This is a genomic window from Dyella sp. NPDC103356, from assembly GCF_055584465.1.
This window is the reverse complement of the sequence record NZ_JBVJLZ010000008.1, coordinates 1-24,276: the sequence shown is the minus strand read 5'-3', so window position 1 is coordinate 24,276 and position 24,276 is coordinate 1. Positions and strand designations below refer to the sequence as shown.

Here is a 24,276-nt window from a genome sequence, read left to right as displayed (position 1 = left end):
GCGGCCCATGGCCAAGCCCGCTCCCGCCGCCCCCGAAACCAACACGCCTGCCGATTTCGAGCACTCGCTGGACGAGCTCGAACAACTGGTCGCGCGAATGGAAGGCGGCGAGATGAGCCTGGACGAATCGCTCTCCTCGTTCGAGCGCGGCATCGGCTTGTATCGCCATTGCCAGCAGGCCCTGGAAAAGGCCGAACTGCGCGTGCGGTTGCTGCTGGACCCCGAAGCCCCCGATCACGCCGAACCGTTTGAACCCGAACTCTGAGCTTGGCCCGGCCCTGCAAGCACTGATCCGCCGAGCCGACGAGGCCCTGGCGCAGGCGCTGCCCGCCGAACATCTGCCACCCGAACCGCTGCATCGCGCGATGCGTTACGCCGTGCTTGGCGGCGGCAAGCGGCTGCGCCCCCTGCTGGTCTACGCGGCCGGTGCCGCGTTGGGCGAACATGGCGCGGTACTGGATGCGCCAGCCTGCGCGGTCGAGCTGATCCATGCCTATTCGCTGGTGCACGACGACCTGCCGGCCATGGACGACGATGCCATGCGACGGGGCCGTCCCACCTGCCACATCGTGTTCGGCGAAGCGATGGCGATCCTGGCCGGCGATGCCTTGCAGGCGCTGGCGTTCGAATTGCTCGCGCACGACATTCACGCCACCAACGGCATCGAGATGCTGCGCGTGCTCGGCCGCGCCTGCGGTGCCGAAGGCATGGCCGGCGGGCAAGCGCTGGACCTGGCTGCGGTGGGGCGCAAGCTCGAACTGCACGAGCTGGAACACATGCATGCCTGCAAGACCGGCGCCCTGATTCGCGCCTCGGTACGGCTGGGTGCGCTGGCTGCCGGCGCCGACGAGGACACCCTCGACGCGCTGGATCGCTATGCCCATGCGGTCGGCCTGGCTTTTCAGGTGCGCGACGACATTCTCGACGTGGAAGGCGAATCGGCGGTGATCGGCAAGACCGCCGGCAAAGATGCCGCGGCGGACAAACCCACCTTCCCATCGATCATCGGGCTCGATGCATCGCGTCATCGGCTGGACGAGTTGATTCATGCCGCCCTTGCCGCCATTAAGCCGTTTGGCGAACGCGCTGTCCTGCTCGATGAGCTGGCCCGCTACGCCGCCGCCCGCCATCATTAGCGGAACGCGCCCCTCCCGGTCGCCCCGACCGGCACGTCGAGCGTTCCCGGTTCAGACGCATAACAGGGTTCCCCGATGAAACAGCGCTATCTCGCCTTTACCCTCGCCGCACTCCTGGCCGGCATGGGGCCTCTGGCCACACTGCACGCCGACACCGCTACCGCACTGCCCGATTTCAGCGGTGCCTGGCGCCTGGACGACACCAATAGCGACAACGAGGCCGCCGTCACTAAGCTGCTGCAGGACGAAAGCCAGAGCGAACAGAACGCCAGCGATCAGCAGGCACCGGCCGCCACACCTTCGCCGACCGAGCACGCTGGCCTGCACGGCCGCCGTGGTGGCGGTGGCCATAAAAAGGACAAGGACGACAAGAAGACCGACGACGAGCCGGCCAAGCCGCGCGAGTATCCGTTGCCGCCGACATTGAAAACCGATTCGGTGCTGCTGATCCAACAGGACAGCAAAAGCGTGCAGGTGCGACTGAACAGCGGCGACACCCTGAACGGCCGTCTGGACGGCCAGAGTCAACAATCGCTCAATGGGGCCGCCATCGTGCGCAGCCACAACGAGGCCGGCAAGCTGATCATGCAGTTTCAGTTCTCCGACGGCTCGACCTTGCAGCAGACCTGGGAACTGTCGGCCGACAAGCATCGCCTGACCGTGTCCGAACAGTGGAAACCGTTCGGCCTGCAGCAGCCGGTGTATTTCAAGCGCAGCTACGTCGGGTTGGGTTGATGTTCCCGTAAAAAAAAGGGGACCCTCAGGTCCCCTTTTTCGTGTTACTTGATAAACCTCAGCGTAAACGGATACCGATACCGCACGCCTTCGTTAGCCTTTACCGCGGCAACGATCGTCAGTACCAGCCACGCAATGCCGACGATGAAACCGACCGGTCCGGCGATAAAGATGCCGATGCCGAAGGTGATCACGGTCAGGATCAACAACACCACGCAGATGATCGCCACGGTGATATTGAAGTTCAGTGCTTCCTTGGCCTGATCGTTGACGAAGGGCATCGTGTCTTTCTTGATCAGCCAGATGACCAGCGGGCCGATAAAGCAGCCCCAGCCGAACCACGGGCCGGTAAGAATGCAGCCTGCCAGTGCCGACAGGTGGGCGAACAAGGCCCACTGCCTTTCCTCGCTGCTGGGAACAGCCGCGTCCTCGACGATGGGACCTTGCGACGGCGGCGGTACGGCGGACTCGGGTGGGACGCTCATGCCAATCTCCTGGCTTCTCAGCCATGCTTGCCGGTGTAGGCCAGATGCTAGCAAGCGACTCGCAGGTTTTTAATAGCTCTTCCGGCACCTCGCCGCCCGTTCACTGGCCTACTCGCCGGCGATCGTCATCCGCTCCAGCAGGATCGAACCGGTGAGCAGGTGCGAGCGCGGATCTACGTCCGAGCCGACCGCAACGATATTGGCGTACATATCGCGCAGGTTGGCCGCGATGGTGATTTCCTCGACCGGATAGACGATCTGGCCGTTTTCGACCCAGAAACCGGACGCGCCACGCGAATAATCGCCGGTAACGGTCGACACGCCCTGCCCCATCACTTCGGTGACCAGCAGGCCGGTGCCCAGACGCTTGAGCATCCCGGCAAAATCGTCGCCCGCACCGCCGGCATGACCCGGCTGCACGATCAGGTTGTGAATGCCGCCAGCATTGCCGGTCGAACTCAGGCCCAGCTTGCGCGCCGAATAGCTGCCCAGCACATATCGCTGCAGCACGCCGTTCTCGATCAGGCTGCTATCGACGGTGGTCACGCCCTCGGCGTCGAAGGCCGCCGAGCCGTGGCCGCCGCGCAAATGGGGCCGCTCGACGATCGTCATCCAGGACGGCATCACCTGTTTGCCGGCGTGATCGAGCAGGAAGCTGGCCCGGCGATACAGCGAGCCGCCACTGACCGCCGCGATCAAATGACCGATCAGGCCACGCGCCACTTCCGGCGCAAACAGCACCGGGCATTGACGCGTCGACAAACGTTGCGCGTTGAGCCGAGCGAGCGTGCGTTCGGCGGCCATGTCGCCCAGCGATTGCGCGCTCGCGAAATGCTTGGCAGACCGCTGGGTGTCGTACCAGTAATCGCGCTGCATGCCGTCGTCGGTTCCGGCGATCAGGGCCACCGAGAGGGAATGACGCGTGCCCCGCTCGCGACCGACAAAACCGTGTGAATTGGCGTAGACGGACAGGCTCTGGCCCATCTGCACGCTGGCACCGTCGGAATTGGTGATGCCGGCATGCGCGCGGCCGGCCGCTTCGATCTCGATGCCTAAGGCAATCGCTTCGGGCGTATCCACGTCCCAGGGATGCCACAGATCCAGCTCGGGGAAGGCATGCGCCATGCGGGAAGCGTCCGCCAGCCCGGCGGCCGGATCTTCCTCGGTGTAGCGCGCGATCGCGCAGGCCTGGTCAAGCGTGGCCTGGATCGAATCCGGGTTCAGGTCGGCGGTGCTGGCCGACCCTTTGCGCTGGCCGAAATACACGGTGAGGCCAAAACCCCGGTCGCGGGTATGCTCGACCGTCTCCACCTCGCCCAGGCGCACATTCACGCTCAGGCCCACGTCAATATTCGCAGCGACCTCCGCCTGGCTGGCACCGGCCGCCCGCGCCCGCCGGATCACGTCCTCGGCCAGTTCGGCCAGACGGTCCAGTTCCTGGGGGCTGCGGTCCTGCGGATGGGCAAGCTGGGTCACGTGCGGGTTCCTTGAGCGTAAACGGCTAGAATAGGCAACTTAAGCGCCGGTTGTCAGATATGGGGGCAGCCGGCTTCAAAGCAAAGAGCACATTCGATGGCACTCCATCCAGGGATCTACCGCCACTACAAAGGCCAGCACTATCGCGTGCTGGGCGTGGCCAGACATAGCGAAACCCAAGAGGAGCTGGTGGTTTACCAGGCGCTCTACGGCGAGTTCGGATTGTGGGTGCGCCCAGCAGCTATGTTCATCGAGCAGGTGGAAGTCGATGGCCGCAGCCTGCCGCGCTTTGCTTTCGAACGTGCCGAAGCGGCCCCGGCCGCAACGGCACATGACGATGTCCAGGAAACACCGTGAACCGCAATTACACTGAAGACCCCGATCACGATTACGGCCCGAGCCGCACGCAGCAGCGTCGCGATGCGCTGGCCGTGCTTGCGCTCGCCAATCAGCTGATGGAGCTGCCGCCCAGCAAGCTGGCCAGGCTCAACCTGCCCGATGACGTGATGCGCGAGATCGACAACACGCGCCGCATCACCGCGCACATCGCACGCAAGCGCCAGCTGGCGTTTCTGGCCAAGGTGATGCGTCGCCATGATGACGAAGCGTTCGCCGATGCACGCGCTGCGCTGGGTGAAAACCGGGAGCGACAGCGGCAGGAAACCGCCGCGATGCATCGCCTTGAAGCCGCGCGCGAGCGTTTGTTGAACGATGAGGGCGATACTGCGCTGGGTGAGCTGATCGCGCAGCACCCGAATGTCGATCGTCAGCATCTGCGTTCGTTGATTCGTCAGGCGCGTACCGAGCGCGACAGCAATAAGCCGCCGCGTGCGTTCCGGGAAATCTTTCAGTTGCTGAAGGATCTGGCGGCGCAGGAAGGCGAAGACGACGCACCAGATAACGACGTCGCTCCCTGATCTTGTAGGAGCGACTTCAGTCGCTCCTACAACGTATCGAACTGCCCACAAAAATCATCCGGCGACACCAGGCAATCATGGCGTCGACACAGCCGGCTTTCGCCGATACTCGCGCCAAATGCCGAACTCATGACCGCCAGCCCGGCCACGCTGCGCTCGATCGCTCGCCTGTCGTCCTCACGATATCGACAAGCAGCGCAGCGCGGCACGGGAACTGGCGCCGCGGTTACGACCCCAACCTCGTTACTGCCCCAAGCCATTCCAGTACCCGGCAAATACGTGAGCGGACAGCACATAGCCGATCACGATATTGATCGCGACGCCTGCCGTGAATGCGACAAACGGTTTCCAACCAGTGGCGCTCAGTGAACGCAACCGCGTCGTCAGGCCGATACTGAGGAAGCAGAAGATAAACGCCCAGGTGCGCAATGCGGTGATCGGCGCGACCAGATCCGGTGTGACGACCTTGCGGTATTCGGCGAGCGAATAGTGACTGGCAATCCAGGTCACCAAAGCAGAGGCGATCACGAAGCCGATCACGAACTTTGGAAAGCGCGCCCAGATATCGCGTACATCCGCCTTCGCCTTGACGCCGGTCTCGGCAGTATCCCAACGCGTCGTAGCCACCCAGGCCAGCGCGAACGCCCAGATACCAATCCAGATATCGCGGCCCACGACTTTCATCAGAGTGAACGCTTGCACCGAAGCATCCGGCGCCCCGGCAATCGCCCCACCGGCATGCTTGGCGACGTCGCCATAGGCTTGTGCGGCGGCAATACCCGCAGCATCGGCAAACTCCGAAGTACCGATCCACGCACCCGCCACGCCGGTCGACAACCCCAGCGAACGCGAGGCGAACGGCAACACGAAGATCATCACGATGGCCCAGAGAATCACCAGCGTAATCGCCACCGATGCCTGTTCGCGCTTGGCGCGCACGGCACCGGCAATCGCAATCGCGGCCGACACGCCGCACACGGCACCGCCGACGCCAAGCACTGCGGCGAAGCGCTTATCGAGCCCCAGCGCCTTGCCGGTAAGAAAGATCGCGAAGAACGTCACCAACGACACGATCGTCGCCTGCCCCACCGCCACTGGGCCGGCCCAGACAAACAGCGTCAGCGGCAAGGTCGCACCGAGCAGCACGATACCGACCTTGATGTAGAACTCCACGCGCAAGCCAGCCAGAAACCATTCGGGCAGACGCACCGTATTGGACACCACCAGGCCCAATACGAGGGCAACCAGCGGCGGCTCCAGATTGAAATGCGAAGCTTGCGCCCAGGCGCCCACTTCGAAGATCACCACCGCGGTGACAAAAAGAATCAGGAACGACGGCAGGAAATGCGCAAGCCGTTGCCCCAGCACGGCCAGCCCCGTACCGAACAACAAGGCGAACAGCGCAAACAGCGCAACATAATTCGGCAGGTGCGCGACTACATCGCTGGCCGCCTGGCCGATCTCGGTCCATTTGGTCGGTGCGGCCGCCAGCCACTTGATGCTGCTGCCGGACGCGAACAACGCCCAGGCCACGATGATCAGCGCCAGGCCCAGCCAAACCGACCACCAGTCTTCGTTGGAGAACAAACCGCCGCGCTGACTGCGCGCCTTGTCCGCCTGCACGGAATGCGCCGCCTCAGGCAGGGTTGAAGTCACTTCGCTCATGTCGACGCCTCTGCATGGATTAGCGTCGGCGTAACCATCTGTCCCCCTGACGGGCGGCACGCGGGCCGCCGATAACACGCCGACTCCATCCGACTCTCGGCCAAGCCCTGCGCAAAGCGAAATGACTTTGTGCTCTATCTTTATATCCCAGGCAGCAAAAGGCCCCGCCGATCGCTCGACGAGGCCTTCAGGTAGACGTCTGGACGTCCGTTCAGGACGCCGTGCCGCCCACCGTCATGCTGTCCACGCGAAGGGTCGGCTGGCCGACGCCGACCGGCACGCTCTGGCCGTCCTTGCCGCACACGCCCACGCCTTCGTCCAGCGCCAGATCGTTGCCGATCATCGACACGCGGGTCAGCACGTCCGGACCGCTGCCGACCAGCGTGGCGCCCTTGACCGGGCGGGTGATCTTGCCGTCTTCGATCAGGTAGGCCTCGGAGGCGGAGAACACGAACTTGCCGTTGGTGATGTCGACCTGGCCGCCACCGAAGTTCACCGCATAAAGGCCCTTCTTGACCGAGCGGATGATTTCCTGCGGATCGTGCTGGCCGGCCAGCATGTAGGTGTTGGTCATGCGCGGCATCGGCAGTTGCGCGAACGACTCGCGACGACCGTTGCCGGTAGGCGCCATGCCCATCAGCCGCGCATTGAGCTTGTCCTGCATATAGCCCTTGAGGATGCCGTCCTCGATCAGCGTGGTGCACTCGGTCGGCGTACCTTCGTCGTCGATGCTGAGCGAGCCACGGCGGCCCTGCAGGGTGCCATCGTCGACCACGGTGACGCCCGGTGCGGCGACGCGCTGGCCGATGCGTCCGGCAAAGGCCGAACTACCCTTGCGGTTGAAGTCGCCTTCCAGGCCGTGGCCAATCGCTTCGTGCAGCAGGACGCCCGGCCAGCCGGGACCGAGCACGACCGGCATCGAGCCGGCGGGGGCATCGACCGCGTCGAGATTGACCAGGGCCTGGCGCACCGCCTCATCGGCAAAGGCCATGGCGCGGCCGTTCTCGATCAGCTCGCGATAGCCATAGCGTCCGCCGCCACCGGAGTGACCCTGTTCGCGGCGACCGTTCTGTTCGGCGATCACCTGCACGTTCAGGCGCACCAGGGGGCGCACATCGGCAGCCAGCGTGCCATCCGAACCGGCCACCAGGATCGTGTCCATCGATGCGGCGAGGCTGACGATAACCTGCTTGACGCGCGGGTCGCGCGAGCGGGCATAGGCGTCCACTTCGCGCAACAAGGCGATCTTGTCCGGGTTAGGCAGGCTCTCGATCGGGTCGATCGCCGGATACAGCGCCTTGGCGCCATGCAGCGCGAGCGGCCGGCCGGCGCCGTTGCCGTCCTGGGCGATGGCACGCGCAGCGCGCGAGGCATCCAGGAGCTGCGGCAGCACGATCTCGTCCGAATAGGCAAAACCGGTCTTTTCACCGCTGATGGCGCGCACGCCAACGCCCTGCTCGATCGAATGTGTGCCGTCCTTGACGATGCCCTCTTCCAGCAGCCACGACTCGTTACGCGAATGCTGGAAATAAAGGTCCGCCGCGTCGATCGACGGCCCCATCAGCTGCGCGAACACGCGCTCGAGGTCGCCGGTGGCAAGGCCACCCGGGGTCAGCAGTCGGCTTGTGGCCTGGGCAATGGGAGAATCCATGTGGCTCGCGGTCGCTCGTATAGGGTTTACGGAATATGGGGCACCGGCGGCCGGCTTTAAAGCCGCCCGGCCGTGCAGTATGCCAGGGCAGGAAACGGCTACCATGCGTGCACAAACCGTGAAGGAACACCGAATGAGCGATTCGTCGAAACGAGATTTCCTGCACCACGTGGTGGACCAGGCCAAGGCGCCGGTCGGGGAAGCTCGGGAGCTGTTGAAAAAGGATGGCCACCTGCGTGGCAGCCAGACCGGCGTCAGCACGGTCATTGCGCTGTCGCTGGGTTTTCTGTGCCTGCTGGGCGTGCTGGCGTTTCATTACCCCCAATATCTGACAACGCCGGAACTGCGCCACAAGTATTCCGTCGATCTGTTGCGCCACCTGCTGTTTGGCGGCCTGTTGATCGCCGGCGGTATATCGCTGGGCAACGTGATCTTGAACCGTCGCCGCAATCTGAATCTGATCGCCTTCGCCATGGTGATCGTGGCCACCGCGATGGGCGGCTCGCGCGTGCCGGTGGAGAACTTCCCGGATCACACGCCGTATATCGGGCTGGACTGGTTCATCCTGGATCTGCTGGGCTCGACGCTGATCTTTGTCGCGATCGAAAAGCTGTTTCCGCTCTACAAAGGCCAAGCGGTCTTTCGCAAGGAATGGCAGACCGACCTGAAACACTTTGCAGTCAATCATTTCATCGTCGGCCTGATCCTGCTGGTGGTGAACTTCCTGCTGCACCACTTGTTCGGCTGGCTGCAGAGCAGCAGCTTCCAGCAGTACGTGCAACATATTCAGTTCGTGCCGCAGTTGCTGCTATGCGTCCTGGTCGCCGACATGGCGCAGTACTGGACACATCGTGCGTATCACGAGGTGCCATTTCTGTGGCGCTTCCACGCAGTGCATCACAGCGTAAAGACGATGGACTGGCTGGCCGGCTCGCGCCAGCACATGCTCGAGCTGGTCTTTACCCGCGTATGCGTGCTGGCACCGTTGTACATCCTTGGCTTCAGCGAAGCGGTGATGAATGCGTACATCATCGTGGTCGGCTTCCAGGCGGTGTTCAACCACGCCAATGTGCATCTGCCGTGGGGACCGCTGAAGTATGTGATCGTGACGCCGAATTTCCACCACTGGCATCACGCCTCGGACGACGAGGCGATCGACAAGAACTATGCCGCGCATTACGCGTTTCTGGATTACTTCTTCGGCACGGCGGTGAAATCGACGAAGAAGTTTCCGGAGAAATACGGCGTGGTCGGCGATTACATGCCCGACGGCTTCGTGCGGCAGCAGATGTTTCCGTTTAACGGGAGCACGAAGGCAGTGGAGCCCGAGGCTTGAGGTGCGAATAACCGCTCTTTTGTGGGAGCGACTTCAGTCGCGACAATCGTGCTTTAAGGCCCGTCCTTGTCGCACCTGAAAGGAGCCTCGAATAACCTCCTACTCGTCATTCCGGCGTAGGCCGGAATCCAGTGGCGTTATTGTTGGGTTTTCACGAAAAGTCATGAATACGCTCGCGAAAGCCGACAACCGAAGTCACTGGATCCCGGCCTACGCCGGGATGACGATAGGAAAACTGAGGTTGTCGAGGTTTCTTGAAGTCGCTCCGACAGCGTCAGCGAGACACGCTGGCCGCCTTCGCAGGTGCTGATGTACTTCCGGTTGTAGCAGGCTCCACCGCGCCCTTGTCCAGCGGCGCAATCACCGGCTTGTCCCAACTACCGCTGATGCGATAGCGCTTGCTGGCCGCATGATTCAGGCCGTGCCCCAGAATGCCTTGCACGACGACGCCAGCAGCCACGCCGATCGGACCGCCGACTACCGCGCCAACGACCGGCAGGCTGTTACCGATATGCGGAATCACCAGCACTTGCTGGTCATAATCCTTGGCGCGCAGACCGGTGCGGCCGGTGACCGTGATGGCCGCCGCGGGGCTCAGGATTTTCAGGTTGTCCGTGGTGGCATTGCCGTGCGCCAGCATGAAGTCGCCACTGATCGAGTCGAAGCCCAAGCCCTTGCCGAACACATCACCGAAATCGAGCGTGAGCCGGCGCGGCAACTCGAGGATGGACACCAGGCCGAACAAACGACCGACACCGGGAGCGACCTCGGGAATGCGGCCGGTGCTGACATTGACGCTCAACTTGCCGTCCATGTTGGCCAGATCCATGCCCGAGGGTGAACCCGGCCAGGTCGCATCGAGCTGCGCACTGGTCTTGCCGCCCGCGACCAGTCCCTGGTAACCGAACGCACCCAACATCTCGCCGAGATTCTCGGCGGCGAAGTCGATGCGCAAATGGGTATGGCTGTTGTTCGGCGTACCGTTCCAGTCGCCGCCCGCATTGATCTGCACGCTGTGCGCCTGCGTGCGCAGTTGGTCGATATGCAGCCCCTTGTCGGTCGGCCAGGTTTCCAGACGCGCCTCGCCGAGTTTCGCGTCGCCAAAACGCAGATCGCCGATCCATAGATGAAGCGGCGGCAAGGCCTTGGGATCGACACCGGTCACTTCGGGATGTGGCGTTGGCAGATTGGCATCATCCGCTGCCGTAGACGACTCGGCCGGCTCGCCAGTGACATCCTTCTTTGCCGCCGCCGTATTGTCCTTAGGCCAGTACAGACGCTGCAGTCGCGCGGTAAGGCCTCGTCTGCGCAAATCATCGGTCGGCACGTCGAAGTGCCCGGCAAGGCCGGCGCTGTCCGCATCGATGCTCAATGCATTGGGCTGCACGGTCGTCTTGATGCGCATATTGGCAAATAGACGTCCAAATATCGCCGCCTCGTCTGTCGTCATGTCGATGCTTTCGAGGCCCGGGCCGTTGTTGCTGCTGCCAGCAACGCTGTTCTGCACCCAACCACTGACATCAAGCTTGCTGGCAAAACCGCGCACGCGCATACCCTTGTCAGGTAGCGCATCGGGCATGCGCGTACCGAACATGATGCTCGCCGCAAGCGGTTTGGCCTCGCCATCGGGCAGTCGAAAACGCGCGCGCGCAACCTGTCCGAGCGACAGTTGCAGATCACCGCCGTTCACCGGCAAACCTAGCGTGAGATGCAGCGGCAAGGTCGCGTTGGCGTCTTTCTTCAGCGGCATCGGAAAGTTGAGCGCCGTGCCGAGCAACGGCGAGTCGATGCTCAAGTTCTGCGACGACTCGCCCGCCTTGGCCACGGTGGAGATGTCGAAGCCGATCGTGTAGTCGCTGCGACCACTGGCGATGTCATTTAGCCATTGCAGCTGCGAATAACCCTGAATCAACTCGCCGACGCTGTAGCGTCCATTCAGGCGCGCCGAAAATACGGTGTCGGGTTGGCCGGTGGCACCGGCGATAGCCAAGTCGAGCTTGGCCGGCTGGCCGTGAAACCCCGCATCGAGCGGGCCGGCATGAAAGCCATGGCCGTCGAAAGTCGCCGGGCCGCTCACCTTGTCGAGCTTGAGATTCCATTCGGCCGCATTGACGTCGATATCCTTGAGCTGTGCATTGCCATCGAGCGTGAAATCCTTGGCATCTTTCACCGGCAGGACGAGGTGAAAACCGAACGTGCCGCCACCGGTCAGATTCAGCTTGGACAGCACATCGGCCTGTCGACTGCCGATCGGACTGTTGCGCACGAAGTCGATCATGTTCGGACCGCTGCCCGAACCGCTGACGGTCAGGTCCAGCGTGGTGTTGGCAAAGTCGGGAATCGACGCAACCGCCTTGTCGACTTTGTTGCCCAGCGATTGCCCCGCGCTGGCTTCGACCAGCATGCCGTTGTTGATGAAGTTGGCGACCGCGACAACGCCATCGGCGCGCGGCCAGTTCTTGCCATACTCGAACACCAGGTTGCTGATCTGCGCACGCGCCTCGAAGCGACCTTCGTTATGGCGGAACGGCCAGTCGCGCAGATCGCCGCGCACCAGCACCGCTCCGGTATCCACCTGACCGTCGACCAGCGCGCGATCGAGCCATTCGACTGCCGCCGGCGACATCGAGTCGATCGGCCAGAACAACTTGGCCGCCTCGACGCTGGCATGGTTCACCGAAGCGTAAAGATCGAGGAAGGGACGGCCGCCGGCATCGGGCAAGGCCGCCTGGCCCCGCGCCTGGCCGCTGAATCCCTGACCTTCGAAATCGAGCTGTTCGGTGCCGATATGGAAGGCATCGTCTTCGTGCCAGAACGCGATCTCGCCGGCCAGGTTGGCCATCACGAAGGGCTTGCGAAACGTGTGCGGGAAATTGATCGTACTGGCCTGGGCGGGCAAGGTCAGCGACATGGCCTCTTCGTCGCCACGGAATTCGCCGGACAGCGTGCTCAAGCCGGGCAGCTTGCCGACGGGGTCGATCCCCAGGCCGTCGAAGCGTACGTCAAGATACGTCAGCCCCTGGCCGCGGCTGAAGCGCATGCCGGCGCTGAGCACCGTGCCACGCGGCTTGCCTTGTCCCAGCCACTGGGCGAGTGCGGGCGATGTATGCGGTTTGAGCGCCAGCCAGGGCAGCAGCGGGGCCAGTTGCAGATTGCTCGCGGCAGCATCGATGCGCGCCTGGTCGGTATCGATCTGATGGGTTTGCAGCGCCAGCGCACCACCGTCATCGCTCAGCCAGCGCACGTCGAAACCGTCCTCGATGCGTTTGAGCTCGACCAGCCCATGCAGGGCTGCCGCGCTGGCCTGGCCGCCATCGGGCGACGTGACGCCGAGGCTGTCCAGATCGAAGCGGGTCAGGTTGCGCACGATCCGCCCGCGGCTCCAGTCCAGCCAGCTGGCAAAGGTCCCATGGCCGTCATTGACCTGATAGCCGCCCAGATCGATGCCGGACAACATGTCGTGCAGATTGATATTGACCCCGGTCAGCCACAGCCTGCCCTGCGCGCCGTCCTCGCGAAAATTGCCCGCACCGCGCAACTGCCCTGTCGTGCCTTCACGATGCAACAGCAAGCCGATCCGGATGCGTCCGCTCTGGCGGGTCAGGCGCACCTGATCGGCGATCAACGCATAGTGCTTGCCCATGCGGTTGTCGGTGATATCCAGACGCAGATCGTCCAGCCACAGGCCCACCGACAAGCGCCCCAGCGACAGGCTCTGGCGATCCTGGCCACCGCTGACGCCGACGCCATTGATGTGCCAGGTTCCGTCCAGATCGCAGGCCAGGTCCAGTTGCAGACCGCGCGCGCGCAGGTTGACCAGATGCCGCGAAGGCAACAGCCAGCCGCCGAAATCCAGCTTCAGTTCGGTCTCCGGGATATGCAGCGGCATGCCGCCGCCCTCGCCCGGCCCGATGGTGACATCGCGCATCAGGAAAGACGGGCCCGACCCCTGCCAATGCCCATCCATCGACGCAAAACTGACCGGGCGATGCAGTTGCGCGCTCAGTTGCGCCGCCACCCATTGGGGGTTTCTCGCCAACAGCGGCAGCAGCAGTTGCGTCAAGGCGACGATCACCGCAAGGGTGATCACCGCGATACCGGCGATCCAGCCGAGTGCACGCGCAGCGCCGTGCAGTCCTTTTTGCCACGAGCGCTTCATGCGGCCGGAGCGAGGAATGGGTAACGGGGACGCAAGGGCGGACTCGCGCCGATCGCGCGAAAACCACGTCCGTCGGGACGAGGGTTACAACAAGACCACATCGAACTGTTCCTGGGAATAATGCTCTTCGGCCTGAAAGCGTATGCTTTTTGAGATGAACTCTTCCAATTCGGCCACCGCGGCGGACTCCTCCTCCAGGATCCGGCCGACGACCTTGGGACTGGCCATCACCAGCAGCTTTTCCGCATTGAACTGGCGCACCGCCCGCGTGATTTCGCGGAAAATTTCGTAGATCACCGTTTCGGCGGTTTTTACGGTGCCGCGCCCGCCGCAGGCCGGGCATGGCTCGCACAACTGGCGCTCCAGGCTTTCGGTCGTGCGCTTGCGGGTCATTTCGACCAGGCCCAGTGCCGACATCGGATAGACGGTGGTCTTGGCGTGGTCGCGGGCCAGGCCCTTTTCCAGCATGCGCAGCACCTGGCGGCGATGCTCCTCATCGGTCATATCGATAAAGTCGATGATGATGATGCCGCCGAGATTACGCAGCCGCAGCTGGCGCGACGCCGCCTGCGCCGCCTCCAGGTTGGTGCGATAGACCGTCTCCTCCAGGTTGCGGGTGCCCAGGTACCCGCCGGTGTTGACGTCGATCGTGGTCATCGCCTCGGTCTGGTCGACGATCAGGTAGCCGCCGGATTTGAGCGGCACCTCTTTTTTCATGGCGCGCTGGATTTCGTCCTCGACACCGTACAGGTCAAAGATAGGCCGTTCGCCGGCATAGTGTTCGATGCGGTCGTCCAGGCTCGGCATGAACTTGTGCACGAACTTGACCACCTTCTCGTAGGTTTCGCGCGAGTCGACGCGCACCTTTTCGATATCGTCGGTAAGCATGTCTCGAAGACTGCGCAGCGGCAGCGAAAGTTCTTCGTAGACGCGCTCGCCCACCTTGGCCTTGGCGATGTTTTCCTGCACCACGCGCCAGACCTTGCCAAGATAAGTCACGTCGAAAGCCAGCGACTCGGCCGACTGCCCTTCGGCATTGGTTCGCACGATGTAACCGAGCGGGTTTTCGCCGGTCAGCGAGGTCATCACTTCTTTCAGGCGCTGACGCTCGGGCTCGTCCTCGATACGGGTCGAGATGCCCATCGTGCGCGCGTGCGGCAGCAGCACCAGATAGCGTGACGGTATCGACAGATGCGTGGACAGCCGTGCACCCTTGCTGCCGATCGGGTCCTTGACCACCTGCACGACGATTTCCTGCCCTTCGTGGACCAGCTCGCTGATCGACGGGACATGCCCGTTACCGTTGCCGTTGCCATTACCGTTCACCAGCGGCTCGGCACCTTCGGCCGCGGGCAGTGGCGGGCGCACGATATCCGAGGCGTGCAGGAACGCCGCGCGCTCCAGCCCGATCTCCACGAATACCGCCTGCATGCCGGGCATCACCCGCTGCACGCGGCCCTTATAGACATTCCCCACGTAGCCACGCTTGGACGCGCGCTCGACATGCACTTCCTGCAGCATGCCGTTCTCGACGACACCCACGCGCGTCTCGCGCGGCGTCACGTTAATCAGGATTTCTTCGCTCACCGCATCCTCCCATGAGCAGCCTTTATAGCGGTTGCGCAATCGGGCTGTCGATGCAGGCGTCAAAGCCCGCCAGTCGCACCAGACGCCCCGGCGTCCGACCCGGATGGGGTTGCCCCGGAACCGCCCAGAGCGGCCTCAGCATGCACGTCATGCAGGCTGGCACGCAGGTGCGGCAAGTAGTCGGGAAAGCCGTTCTGGACGTAGGCCACCAGGCCCTCGCGAATACGACAGCGAAGATCCCAGGCTCTCCCGGAATCGGCCGCACTGACCAGGGCGCGTAGCTGAACTGCGCGGTCGGAGGCATCGACCAGTTGCAGTACGCACACCCGCCGGTCCCATTCGGGCGCCGCTTCGCACAAGCGGCGCAATTCGTCGCGCAGAGGATCGAGCGGCATGCGGTAGTCCACCCACAGAAATACTGTACCGGTCAGTCGAGCAGTAGTACGGGTCCAGTTCTCGAAAGGATTTTCGATGAAGTAGTTCAGCGGCACCACGAGGCGACGTTCGTCCCAGATGCATACCACGACATAGGTCCCGCTGATCTCCTCGATCCGCCCCCACTCGTTCTGGATGATCACCACGTCGTCGAGACGAATGGGCTGAGTCAGGGCGATCTGCACGCCGGCGATCAGATTGCTCAATACCGGCTTGGCCGCAAAGCCGATCGCGATGCCGGCGACGCCTGCCGAAGCCAACAAGCCGGCACCGAACTGACGCACCATCGGGATGGTCATGAAAATCGCCGCCAGGCCGATCAACACAACCATGGCGACAGCGATCCGCCCCAGCACGCGGACCTGGGTCACCACCCGTCGCGCGCGCAGGTTGTCTTCCTGATCGACGGGATAAAGCCGCATCGCCGCCAGCTGAGCCGCACCAATGCAACGCACCGCCAACCAGGTAAGTACTGCGATCAACAAGACCAGCAACAGATGATTGATTGCATCGAGCCAGCGAAACTGATCGATGTCGGGCGTCACGCGCAAAGCGGTGGTCAACATCAACAATGGCATCAACCATTCCATCGGAGGATTGGCATGACCCACCAGGTCGGCAGTGAATGGGCGATGCTTCGCCAACCGATGTAGGAAGACGAACGCCAGGCTGCGCAGCACGAACGCCACAAACAGCGCAGCGGCGACGGTCAGACCCAGCCGCCCCCAGGGATGGCTATTCCAGAATGCGATGAAATCGGTATTCATGCCGCCCAGGTATCGCCCAAACCGGCCATCACCCTGCCGCACGCCATGTTCATGCGATGTGGGCAGAATATGAACGCATGCCCATATCCTCTACCCAACCCACGCTTTCACACGTTCTTCCGGATGTGTTGCAGGAAGGACTTTCGCTTGTGTTCTGTGGCACCGCCGCGGGGAAACGGTCGGCCGAGGAAAAGGCGTACTACGCGCATCCAGGCAATCGTTTCTGGCCCACCCTGCATGAGATCGGCTTGACGCCACGACGGCTGCAACCGGGCGAATTTCCGCTGCTACTGACCTTCGGCATCGGATTGACCGATGTCGCCAAGCTGCATTTCGGCAACGACAACGAGCTGCCGCGCGATGCTTTCGATGTCGCCGGCCTGGTCGAAAAAATCGAGCGCTGGCAACCGCGCATGCTGGCGTTCACCAGCAAGGCCGCCGCACGTGCAGCGCTTGGCCATGGCCCCGGCTATGGACTGTGCGAACAGCGCATCGGTGACACGCGGCTCTTTGTGTTGCCTTCGCCCTCGGGACAGGCTCGCGGGCACTGGGATATCGGGCCTTGGCGCGAGCTTGCGAAACTGCAATGGTCCTGATCAATCGATCGGCGTATGCCGGAACGTGCTTACATCGCGTTCCCGCACCGGCAACGCACGGTTCGACCACGACGTGCGGATATAGGTCACCACAGCGGCCACATCCGCATCATTGAGCTGTTGCGCAAACGGCGGCATCGAATACGGTCGCGGGTTGCCTTGCGTGGCCGGCGGGAAACCACCCAGCAGCACGACGCGCGTCGCATTGATGCCGGTCGGTTCGTTCACGGATGAATTGCCATCGAGCGGCGGATACACGCCGTCCACACCCTTGCCGTCCTTGCCATGGCAATCGGCGCATTGTTTCTCATAGACACCCTTGCCTCGATCGGCCAGCGCCTTGGTGTCGTACGGCAGCTCGACCGGTTTCATCGTCGGCCGCGGCGGCAACGAACGCAGATACTCGGCGATCGAACGCAGGTCATCGTCCTGCATGTGTTGCGTGCTTCGCGCGACCACTTCGGCCATCGGTCCGAACGCCGTGCCACGCGATGACTTGCCGGTCTTGAGCAGGTCGACGATGTCCTGCTCGCTCCATCCCTGCAAGCCACCGTTGGCCTGCGTGCTCAAGTCGGGCGCGTACCAGTTCTGCTCGGGAATCTGGCCACCCGAAAGTGCTGCGTCGTCGCGTGCACCGCCCAGCGAGTCGCGCGCGATATGGCATTCGTTGCAATGTCCCAGGCCCTGCACCAGATACGCACCGCGATTCCACGACGCAGGCTTCGACGGCTCGACCTGATACTCGCCTTCCTTGAAATACAACGCGCGCCAGGCTTTCAGGCTGTTGCGCACGTTGTACGGAAAACTCAGGCCCAACGGGCTCGCCGGATTGTTCGTTGCCGGCAGTGACTGGAGATAAGCAAAGATTGCCAGCGCATCGTCGCGATGCACCTTCGTATACGAGGTATAGGAAAACACCGGGTACAGCAGCTCGCCGTGACGGCCCTTGCCGCTATGCAGAGCCTGCCAGAAATCCTCGAAGCTCCAGTCGCCAAGACCGGTGGCGCGATCGGGCGTGATATTGGGCGCAGTGATACTGCCAAAGGGCGTCGCCAGCACGCGCCCGCCCGCATAGGCGATGCCGCCTTGCGTCGTGTGGCAGGCCGCGCAATCGCCGACAGTCGCCAGGTACTGGCCCTTGGCAATCAAGGCAGGATCCTTCAGCGTGGTCGCATCGATCTTGCTTGCTTCACGCGGCACGGACTGCGAATTGCCGTGGAAAAGCACCCAGCCCGCGGCGAGCACGACCAGCACCACGACTGACAGGATGATGCGTGCAATGATTTTCATGCGCCACTCCCATGGGCTTCGAGCACACCGCAACGCAAAGGCGGCTTGATCGAACCGGGCGCTTGCGCATGCATGTCCGCCGGCAACTCACGCGTCGCCAGATACGCGGACACCGCACTGATATCGGCGTCGCTCAATCGATTGGCGATCTCGGCCATGCAATCGGGCGCCGCCATCGCGCGCGTCTTCGTGCGCCACGAGCCGAGCTGTGAACTGAGGTAATCGTAAGGCAGGCCGACCAGCCCCGGGATATCCGGCTGCACGCCGGTAAGCTGGCTGCCATGGCATGCGCTGCACGCGGGTACCTGACGCGCGGGATCACCCTGTGTCACCAGCGTCTCGCCACGTTTCATGACATCGGCCGATACACGCGGCACCGGCGAAGGACTGTAGGGCACCTGCTGCGCCGCGAAGTACTGCGCGATTTCCTGCATGTACTCGGGGCTAAGGAAACGGGTGGTGTATTCCATCGGTGCGTACTTGCGCAGCCCGTCCTTGAAATCCTGCAATTGCCGCGCGAGATAACCCGCCGGCTTGCCTGCCAGCCGCGGAAAAAACCCGGTATCGGGCGAGCCTTCGCCATGCACGCCATGACAGGCCGTGCACGCTGCGATGCGTTGCTGCAAGGTATCGGGTATCGCGGGAGCCGCATCGTCGGCTGCGCGTAGCGACGCGCCCGCGCCACCCAACCAGAGAGCCATGACGGCCAGGATGGCCAGGCCATGGGCGAATCGCGGATGCCGAGCAGCTGTCGTGATCATGCGGCGGATTATAGGCTCGGTCGCAAGCCAATCCGCGGCTGCGGCGGCATGTCGCTTGTCGCGGCTGTCCGACATGACGGCGGTGGAACGGTTGAACCGAACCCTCCGTATCAAGCACTTACTCCGTGCTGCAGGCCAGCAAGCCCACGCTTGCCCGCCTGCTAAGCTCCGTCGTCGCGACATCGTGCCGCATATTAGGGGAGACTTTCAGTGATTCGTTCGTCGCTAGTCCTTGGCCTGTTGGCCGCCGGCTGCTTGAGCACCGGCAGTGTATTGGCCGCCGAAACGGCCGCGCCCGCGGACGTCTGGGCATCCATCGATCAACTGCAGCAACGCATGGACAGCGGCGCACTCACCAGCCAGGCCCTGGTGCAGCAATTCAAGGAACGTGTGGCGCGCATCGATCAATCCGGACCGTTGCTGCGCTCGATCATCGAGCTCAATCCCGATGCCGCGAAACAAGCCTCGCAACTCGACAAGAAACGCGCCGGCAACAAGAAACGCGGTCCGCTCTACGGCATCCCGGTGTTGCTCAAGGACAATATCGACACGGCCGGTCCGATGCTGACGACCGCCGGTTCGTTGGCGCTGGCCGATCATCCCGCCAAGCGTGATGCCGGTCTGGTCGAGCGCCTGCACAAGCAGGGAGCACTGGTGTTCGGCAAGGCCAATCTCAGCGAGTGGGCAAACATGCGCTCCAACCACGCCAGCAGCGGCTGGAGCGCGCGCGGTGGTCAGGCACGCAATCCGTACGTACTGGACCGCAACCCTTGTGGCTCCAGTGCGGGCTCCGCGGCCGCGGTTGCCGCCGGTCTGGTGACCGTTGCCGTGGGTAGCGAGACCGATGGTTCGATTATCTGCCCCGCTGCCAGCAATGGTCTGGTCGGCCTCAAGCCGACGCTGGGGCTGGTCAGCCGCAGCGGCATCATCCCGATCAGTCACAACCAGGATACCGCCGGCCCGATCGCCCGCACTGTCGCCGATGCGGCCGCCCTGCTCTCGGTGATTGCCGGCAGCGACAAGCGCGATCCGGCCACGTCCGAAGCGGACAAGCACGCGACCGACTACACCAAATATCTCGACCCGAATGGCCTCAAGGGCAAGCGTATCGGCGTAGTGCGCGCGCTGGCCGGCGCCGAGCCCAATGCCGATCGCGCGCTGGACCAGGCGATCGCCTTGATGAAGGCGCAGGGTGCGATCATCGTCGATCCGGTCGAGCTGCCGCATTTGAAGGAACTGGGCGAGCCGGAAATGACCGTGCTGCTCTATGACCTCAAGCACGACATGAACGCCTATCTCGCCACGCGTTCGAACCTGAAGATGAAGACGCTGGCCGACCTGATCGCGTTCAACAAGCGCGAGGCCGATCGCGAAATGCCCTATTTCGGCCAGGAGCTATTCGAACAGGCACAGGCGAAAGGACCGCTTACCGATGCGGCCTATACGGATGCGCTTGCGAAGGCCAAGCGGCTTTCCGGTCCCGAAGGTATCGATGCCGCGCTGAAAGCCAATCAACTGGACGCACTGCTGTCGCCGTCGTGGGGACCGGCCTTCGTTACCGATCCGGTGCTGGGTGACCACATCGTCAGTGGTGACCCGACTGTCGGTGGTGCGTCGCAGCCGGCGGCGGTAGCGGGCTATCCGTCGATTACCGTGCCGGGCAACTATGCGCACGACCTGCCAGTCGGCATCGTGTTTTTCGGTGCGAAATGGAGCGAGCCGACCTTGATCTCGATTGCCTATGGCTTCGAGCAGCACAATATGCCGTTCCAGCAGCCGAAGTTTCTCGATACGGTGGGTGGCAAGGCGCAAGTCAACGACTGAGCCTTGCTTTGCATTACCGCTCACAATCATCGTCATCCCGGCGAAGGCCGGGATCCATTCCTCAGTCCTCGCTTGTCAGACAACCTGTGGCGAGCCTTAGCGCTGAGGAGTGGATTCCGGCCTTCGCCGGAATGACGAATAGGAGGAGGCTCTTCGAGGAGGCCTGATGTCGCTCTCACAAGAACCTAGTTGCCCGCAAAACGCCCCAAACTCGACGAGTCATCGCCACGCCCGCACTGGCACACTCGGATGACTTATCTCTTGGGGAATACGATGAACGCACGAATTATTCTGTGCATCGCAACACTGGCCGCGTGCACCACCGTGCAAGCGTCCAAGCCCGCCAAACCGGATATCTATAACCAAAGCGCATGGTCACAGCCGCAAAAGCCTTTCCGCATTTACGGCAATACCTACTATGTCGGAACCAAAGGGCTCAGCGCCATCCTGATCACTTCAACGGAGGGCGCGATTCTGATCGACGGCACCCTGCCGAAGAATGCGCCGATGATCGAAGCAAACATCCGCGCCCTGGGATTCAAGCTCAAGGACATCAAGCTGATTCTCAACTCGCATGCGCACCCCGACCATGCCGGAGCCATCGCGGCGATCGCACGCGATAGCGGCGCACAGGTGGTTGCCAGCGCGAAAGGCGCCAAGGCTCTCATGCTCGGTGGTAACGACCCGGACGATCCGCAGCATGGCGAAGCGGCACCCTATCCCAAGGTCGCGAACGTGCGAAGCGTGGCGGATAACGAAATCGTGCACATCGGCCCGCTCGCCGTGCAGGCGCATTACACGCCGGGACATACGCCGGGCAGTACGACATGGACATGGTCGTCCTGCGAGAACAAGCGCTGCCTGTCGATTGTCTACGCGGACAGCATCAGCTTGCTAAGCAATGACACCTATCGCTACAACGATCCGGCGCATCCGGAACGACTGGACGATTACCGCGAAGGTCTGAAGACGATCGCTTCGCTGCCATGCGACATCCTGGTCGTTCCGCATCCCGATGCCATCGACTTTCTATCGCGTGCCGCGCAGCGCAAACCGGGGCAAAACGACGATCCGCTGATCGATGCGCAGGCGTGCAAGGCGTATGCGGCCAAGGGCCAGGATAATCTGGAAAAGCGTATCGCCAAGGAAGCTACGGAAAAGCCTGCGCACTAACGTGCGCAGGCAACAGGTCAACCCATGCCGCCCGATTTGCGCACGATGAGCATCGCCAATTCCAGCGACTGCTCGTAATTGAGACGCGGATCGACCATCGACTTGTAAGCGCGATCGAGATCCGTCTCGGACAGATCGCGCGCACCGCCCATGCACTCGGTGACATCCTCGCCGGTCAGCTCCAGATGCACACCACCCAGGCGTGTGCCGGCGGCGGCATGAATATCGAACGCCTGATCGAGCTCGCCACGGATATTGTCGAAGCGGCGTGTCTTATAACCATTGGAGGTACTTTCGGTATTGCCGTGCATGGGGTCGGCGACCCAAAGCACACGACGACCGGCACGCTTCACCGCCTCAAGCAGCGACGGTAAGGCCTGGGCGATCTGCGCATTGCCCATGCGGTGGATCAAGGTCAGCCTGCCCGCCTCGTCTTCCGGATTGAGCACGTCGATCAAACGCAGCAGATCGTCCGGCTTGACCGACGGACCGACCTTGACGGCAATCGGGTTGCGAATGCCACGGAAGTATTCGGTGTGCGCGCCATCGAGCGCGGCGGTACGCATGCCGATCCAGGGGAAGTGGGTCGACAGGTTGAACCAGCCGGTATGCCGCGGCACCTGGCGCGTCAATGCCTGCTCGTAGTGCAGCAACAGTGCTTCGTGCGAAGTGAAGAAATCCACGCGACTAAAACCCGCGATCGGGCCGGCCAGGGTTTCCATGAAGCGCAACGAGTCGCCAATGCCGGCGACCATGCGGCGATATTCGGCAGCGAGCGGCGAATGCTCCACCCAGGCAAGATCCCAGTACTCCGGGTGGTGCAGATCGGCGAAACCGCCATCAATGAGCGCGCGAACGAAATTCATCGTTAACGCCGAATGCGCATGCGCCTGGATCAGACGCTGTGGATCGGCGCGGCGCGCTTCGGCGGTGAATTCTGGCGCATTGACCAGATCGCCGCGAAAACTCGGCAAAGTCACGCCATCGCGCGTTTCCATGTCCGCCGAGCGGGGCTTGGCATATTGCCCCGCAAAGCGCCCAACGCGCAGTACCGGCTTCTTCAAGCCGTGCACCAGCACCAGGCTCATCTGCAGCAGCACTTTCAGACGATTGGAAATGATCGGGCTGGTGCAGTCAGCGAAACTTTCCGCGCAATCGCCGCCCTGCAAGAGGAAACGGCTACCTTCCTGTGCCTCGGCCAAAGCCTGCTTCAAGGCCAGCACTTCCCACGATGTCACCAGCGGCGGCAAAGTCGCAAGCTGCCCCGTGCATTGCGCCAACTCCAACGCATCCTCGTAAAGCGGCTGCTGCAAGGCGATACGCTGCTGCCAGCTATCGGGCGCCCAGTTGGCGGCTTCATGATGGGAAATGGGGAGCGTATTCATAGCGCGAACCATGGGATTTCTTCCTTCAAACACGTCGTTTGCGCAACGTCGCGACCACAATCAGGACAATCAAAATGACATACCACAGCGTGGTCCATGCCGGCATGGGCAGCCCGAGGATCGGCTCGATCTTCGCGCACTCGCCCGAGCCCGTGAACACCATATCGAGCACTTTGTGAAAGGGGAACGTGCTCATCATGTAGGCCAGATTGGGGCCGCAGGAGGGGATCTCGTCAGCCGGCAACGTCTGCAACCACAAATGCCGCCCTGCCACCGCCAAACCCGCCAGGCCGCCGATGATGGCGCCCATCGTGAACACCCAACGCGCACCGCCGCGCGGCGCAAAAATACCGCCCAGCAGGAAAAACACCGCCATCACCATGAAGCCGATGCGCTGGAAGATGCACAGCGGGCACGGCTCCATATGCAACACATGCTCCGCGTACAGCGCAAAACTCAGCAAGGCGACGCAAATCAGGAGCCCGACAAAGCAGACAGTGCGGTACGACCAGCGAAATGGGTTCATGGGTGAGGACCAGGAAAGAGGATGTTGCGAGGCAGCAACCTTAGCTTTTTTGGGCTGTGGTGGCTATGTGAATGCTCCGAATATGGAACGCTGGTTCGACGCTGAGTTCCGTGAAGAGGCAACGTTTGCTATCCGATGCTTATGTCTCGCCGGCATGGCGGATGAAAGGATCCCGCGAGCACCCTGCGCCCCTCACCCCAACCCTCTCCCCCGGCTGAGCCAGGGGAGAGGGGGCACGCTGCGCAAGTGCTAAACACTGAGGTTGCCTCAGTCGGCTCCCTCTCCCCTGGCTCAGTGTATGGACCGGGGACATAGGTGACAGGTGTTCGGGGACATGGGTAACAGGTTAATCCATCGGGTCGTTGGCGGTCA

The 24,276-nt window shown here is 62.7% G+C and carries 20 protein-coding genes; 9 read left to right on the top strand and 11 right to left on the bottom strand.

Annotation, left to right across the window (positions count from 1 at the left end; translation table 11 throughout):
- The first annotated feature begins 7 nt into the window (after window positions 1-7).
- From ACZ6WW_RS17755 to ACZ6WW_RS17745, 3 genes are all read left to right on the top strand, one after another.
- A complete protein-coding gene (locus ACZ6WW_RS17755; protein ID WP_281849818.1) occupies window positions 8-265 on the top strand; it encodes an exodeoxyribonuclease VII small subunit in 258 nt (85 codons plus the stop codon).
- Window positions 249-1,136: a polyprenyl synthetase family protein gene (locus ACZ6WW_RS17750; RefSeq protein ID WP_465275368.1), complete on the top strand. Its 888-nt coding sequence runs from the start codon at window positions 249-251 to the stop codon at window positions 1,134-1,136. The genes ACZ6WW_RS17755 and ACZ6WW_RS17750 overlap by 17 nt, the downstream gene beginning before the upstream one ends.
- A 75-nt stretch (window positions 1,137-1,211) precedes the next feature.
- Window positions 1,212-1,871 carry a hypothetical protein gene (locus tag ACZ6WW_RS17745; RefSeq protein WP_465275367.1) on the top strand — a complete coding sequence of 220 codons (660 nt, stop codon included), beginning with the start codon at window positions 1,212-1,214 and terminating at the stop codon, window positions 1,869-1,871.
- 44 nt (window positions 1,872-1,915) lie between these two features.
- Here ACZ6WW_RS17745 and ACZ6WW_RS17740 read toward each other — a convergent pair whose 3' ends face one another.
- Together ACZ6WW_RS17740 and pmbA are read right to left on the bottom strand one after the other, a co-directional pair.
- On the bottom strand, window positions 1,916-2,356 hold the full coding sequence (locus ACZ6WW_RS17740) for a DUF4870 domain-containing protein (protein WP_465275366.1): 441 nt from the start codon (window positions 2,354-2,356) through the stop codon (window positions 1,916-1,918).
- A gap of 108 nt (window positions 2,357-2,464) precedes the next feature.
- Entirely contained in the window at window positions 2,465-3,832 is a 1,368-nt protein-coding gene (gene pmbA, locus ACZ6WW_RS17735) for a metalloprotease PmbA (RefSeq protein ID WP_465275365.1), read from the bottom strand.
- Between the two features lie 96 nt (window positions 3,833-3,928).
- Between pmbA and ACZ6WW_RS17730 the strand changes: the two genes are divergently transcribed.
- The gene (locus tag ACZ6WW_RS17730) at window positions 3,929-4,189 is read left to right on the top strand and encodes a DUF1653 domain-containing protein (RefSeq protein ID WP_281849822.1); all 261 of its coding nucleotides are present in this window, start codon (window positions 3,929-3,931) and stop codon (window positions 4,187-4,189) included.
- Window positions 4,186-4,749 (top strand): ribosome biogenesis factor YjgA, encoded by a 564-nt coding sequence (yjgA, locus tag ACZ6WW_RS17725; protein ID WP_281849823.1) that lies wholly within the window; start codon window positions 4,186-4,188, stop codon window positions 4,747-4,749. The genes ACZ6WW_RS17730 and yjgA overlap by 4 nt, the downstream gene beginning before the upstream one ends.
- A gap of 243 nt (window positions 4,750-4,992) precedes the next feature.
- Here yjgA and ACZ6WW_RS17720 read toward each other — a convergent pair whose 3' ends face one another.
- Both ACZ6WW_RS17720 and tldD read right to left on the bottom strand, forming a co-directional pair.
- Complete coding sequence (locus ACZ6WW_RS17720) at window positions 4,993-6,414, bottom strand: YeiH family protein (protein WP_465275364.1); 1,422 nt, start codon at window positions 6,412-6,414, stop codon at window positions 4,993-4,995.
- A gap of 211 nt (window positions 6,415-6,625) precedes the next feature.
- Window positions 6,626-8,065: a metalloprotease TldD gene (gene tldD, locus ACZ6WW_RS17715; protein ID WP_281849825.1), complete on the bottom strand. Its 1,440-nt coding sequence runs from the start codon at window positions 8,063-8,065 to the stop codon at window positions 6,626-6,628.
- 133 nt (window positions 8,066-8,198) lie between these two features.
- Here tldD and ACZ6WW_RS17710 point away from each other — a divergent pair, with 133 nt between their 5' ends.
- Window positions 8,199-9,401 (top strand): sterol desaturase family protein, encoded by a 1,203-nt coding sequence (locus ACZ6WW_RS17710; protein ID WP_465275363.1) that lies wholly within the window; start codon window positions 8,199-8,201, stop codon window positions 9,399-9,401.
- A gap of 274 nt (window positions 9,402-9,675) precedes the next feature.
- Here ACZ6WW_RS17710 and ACZ6WW_RS17705 read toward each other — a convergent pair whose 3' ends face one another.
- From ACZ6WW_RS17705 to ACZ6WW_RS17695, 3 genes are all read right to left on the bottom strand, one after another.
- On the bottom strand, window positions 9,676-13,560 hold the full coding sequence (locus ACZ6WW_RS17705; RefSeq protein WP_465275362.1) for a YhdP family protein: 3,885 nt from the start codon (window positions 13,558-13,560) through the stop codon (window positions 9,676-9,678).
- 84 nt (window positions 13,561-13,644) lie between these two features.
- Window positions 13,645-15,147 carry a ribonuclease G gene (gene rng, locus ACZ6WW_RS17700; protein ID WP_281849828.1) on the bottom strand — a complete coding sequence of 501 codons (1,503 nt, stop codon included), beginning with the start codon at window positions 15,145-15,147 and terminating at the stop codon, window positions 13,645-13,647.
- A gap of 59 nt (window positions 15,148-15,206) precedes the next feature.
- The gene (locus tag ACZ6WW_RS17695; RefSeq protein WP_465275361.1) at window positions 15,207-16,349 is read right to left on the bottom strand and encodes a mechanosensitive ion channel family protein; all 1,143 of its coding nucleotides are present in this window, start codon (window positions 16,347-16,349) and stop codon (window positions 15,207-15,209) included.
- A gap of 77 nt (window positions 16,350-16,426) precedes the next feature.
- Here ACZ6WW_RS17695 and ACZ6WW_RS17690 point away from each other — a divergent pair, with 77 nt between their 5' ends.
- Window positions 16,427-16,945 carry a mismatch-specific DNA-glycosylase gene (locus ACZ6WW_RS17690; protein WP_465275360.1) on the top strand — a complete coding sequence of 173 codons (519 nt, stop codon included), beginning with the start codon at window positions 16,427-16,429 and terminating at the stop codon, window positions 16,943-16,945.
- Here the strand turns inward: ACZ6WW_RS17690 and ACZ6WW_RS17685 are convergent, their stop codons facing one another.
- Window positions 16,946-18,235 carry a cytochrome c gene (locus ACZ6WW_RS17685; protein WP_281849831.1) on the bottom strand — a complete coding sequence of 430 codons (1,290 nt, stop codon included), beginning with the start codon at window positions 18,233-18,235 and terminating at the stop codon, window positions 16,946-16,948. It lies immediately after the preceding gene.
- Complete coding sequence (locus tag ACZ6WW_RS17680) at window positions 18,232-18,996, bottom strand: c-type cytochrome (protein WP_465275359.1); 765 nt, start codon at window positions 18,994-18,996, stop codon at window positions 18,232-18,234. The genes ACZ6WW_RS17685 and ACZ6WW_RS17680 overlap by 4 nt, the downstream gene beginning before the upstream one ends.
- Before the next feature lie 210 nt (window positions 18,997-19,206).
- Between ACZ6WW_RS17680 and ACZ6WW_RS17675 the strand changes: the two genes are divergently transcribed.
- Together ACZ6WW_RS17675 and bla are read left to right on the top strand one after the other, a co-directional pair.
- A complete protein-coding gene (locus ACZ6WW_RS17675; RefSeq protein ID WP_465275358.1) occupies window positions 19,207-20,820 on the top strand; it encodes an amidase in 1,614 nt (537 codons plus the stop codon).
- A 273-nt stretch (window positions 20,821-21,093) separates the two neighbouring features.
- Window positions 21,094-21,993: a subclass B3 metallo-beta-lactamase gene (gene bla / locus ACZ6WW_RS17670; RefSeq protein ID WP_465275357.1), complete on the top strand. Its 900-nt coding sequence runs from the start codon at window positions 21,094-21,096 to the stop codon at window positions 21,991-21,993.
- A gap of 17 nt (window positions 21,994-22,010) precedes the next feature.
- Here the strand turns inward: bla and ACZ6WW_RS17665 are convergent, their stop codons facing one another.
- The gene (locus ACZ6WW_RS17665) at window positions 22,011-23,378 is read right to left on the bottom strand and encodes a class II 3-deoxy-7-phosphoheptulonate synthase (RefSeq protein WP_465275356.1); all 1,368 of its coding nucleotides are present in this window, start codon (window positions 23,376-23,378) and stop codon (window positions 22,011-22,013) included.
- Between the two features lie 25 nt (window positions 23,379-23,403).
- A complete protein-coding gene (locus tag ACZ6WW_RS17660; protein ID WP_465275355.1) occupies window positions 23,404-23,904 on the bottom strand; it encodes a disulfide bond formation protein B in 501 nt (166 codons plus the stop codon).
- Window positions 23,905-24,276 lie beyond the last annotated feature (372 nt).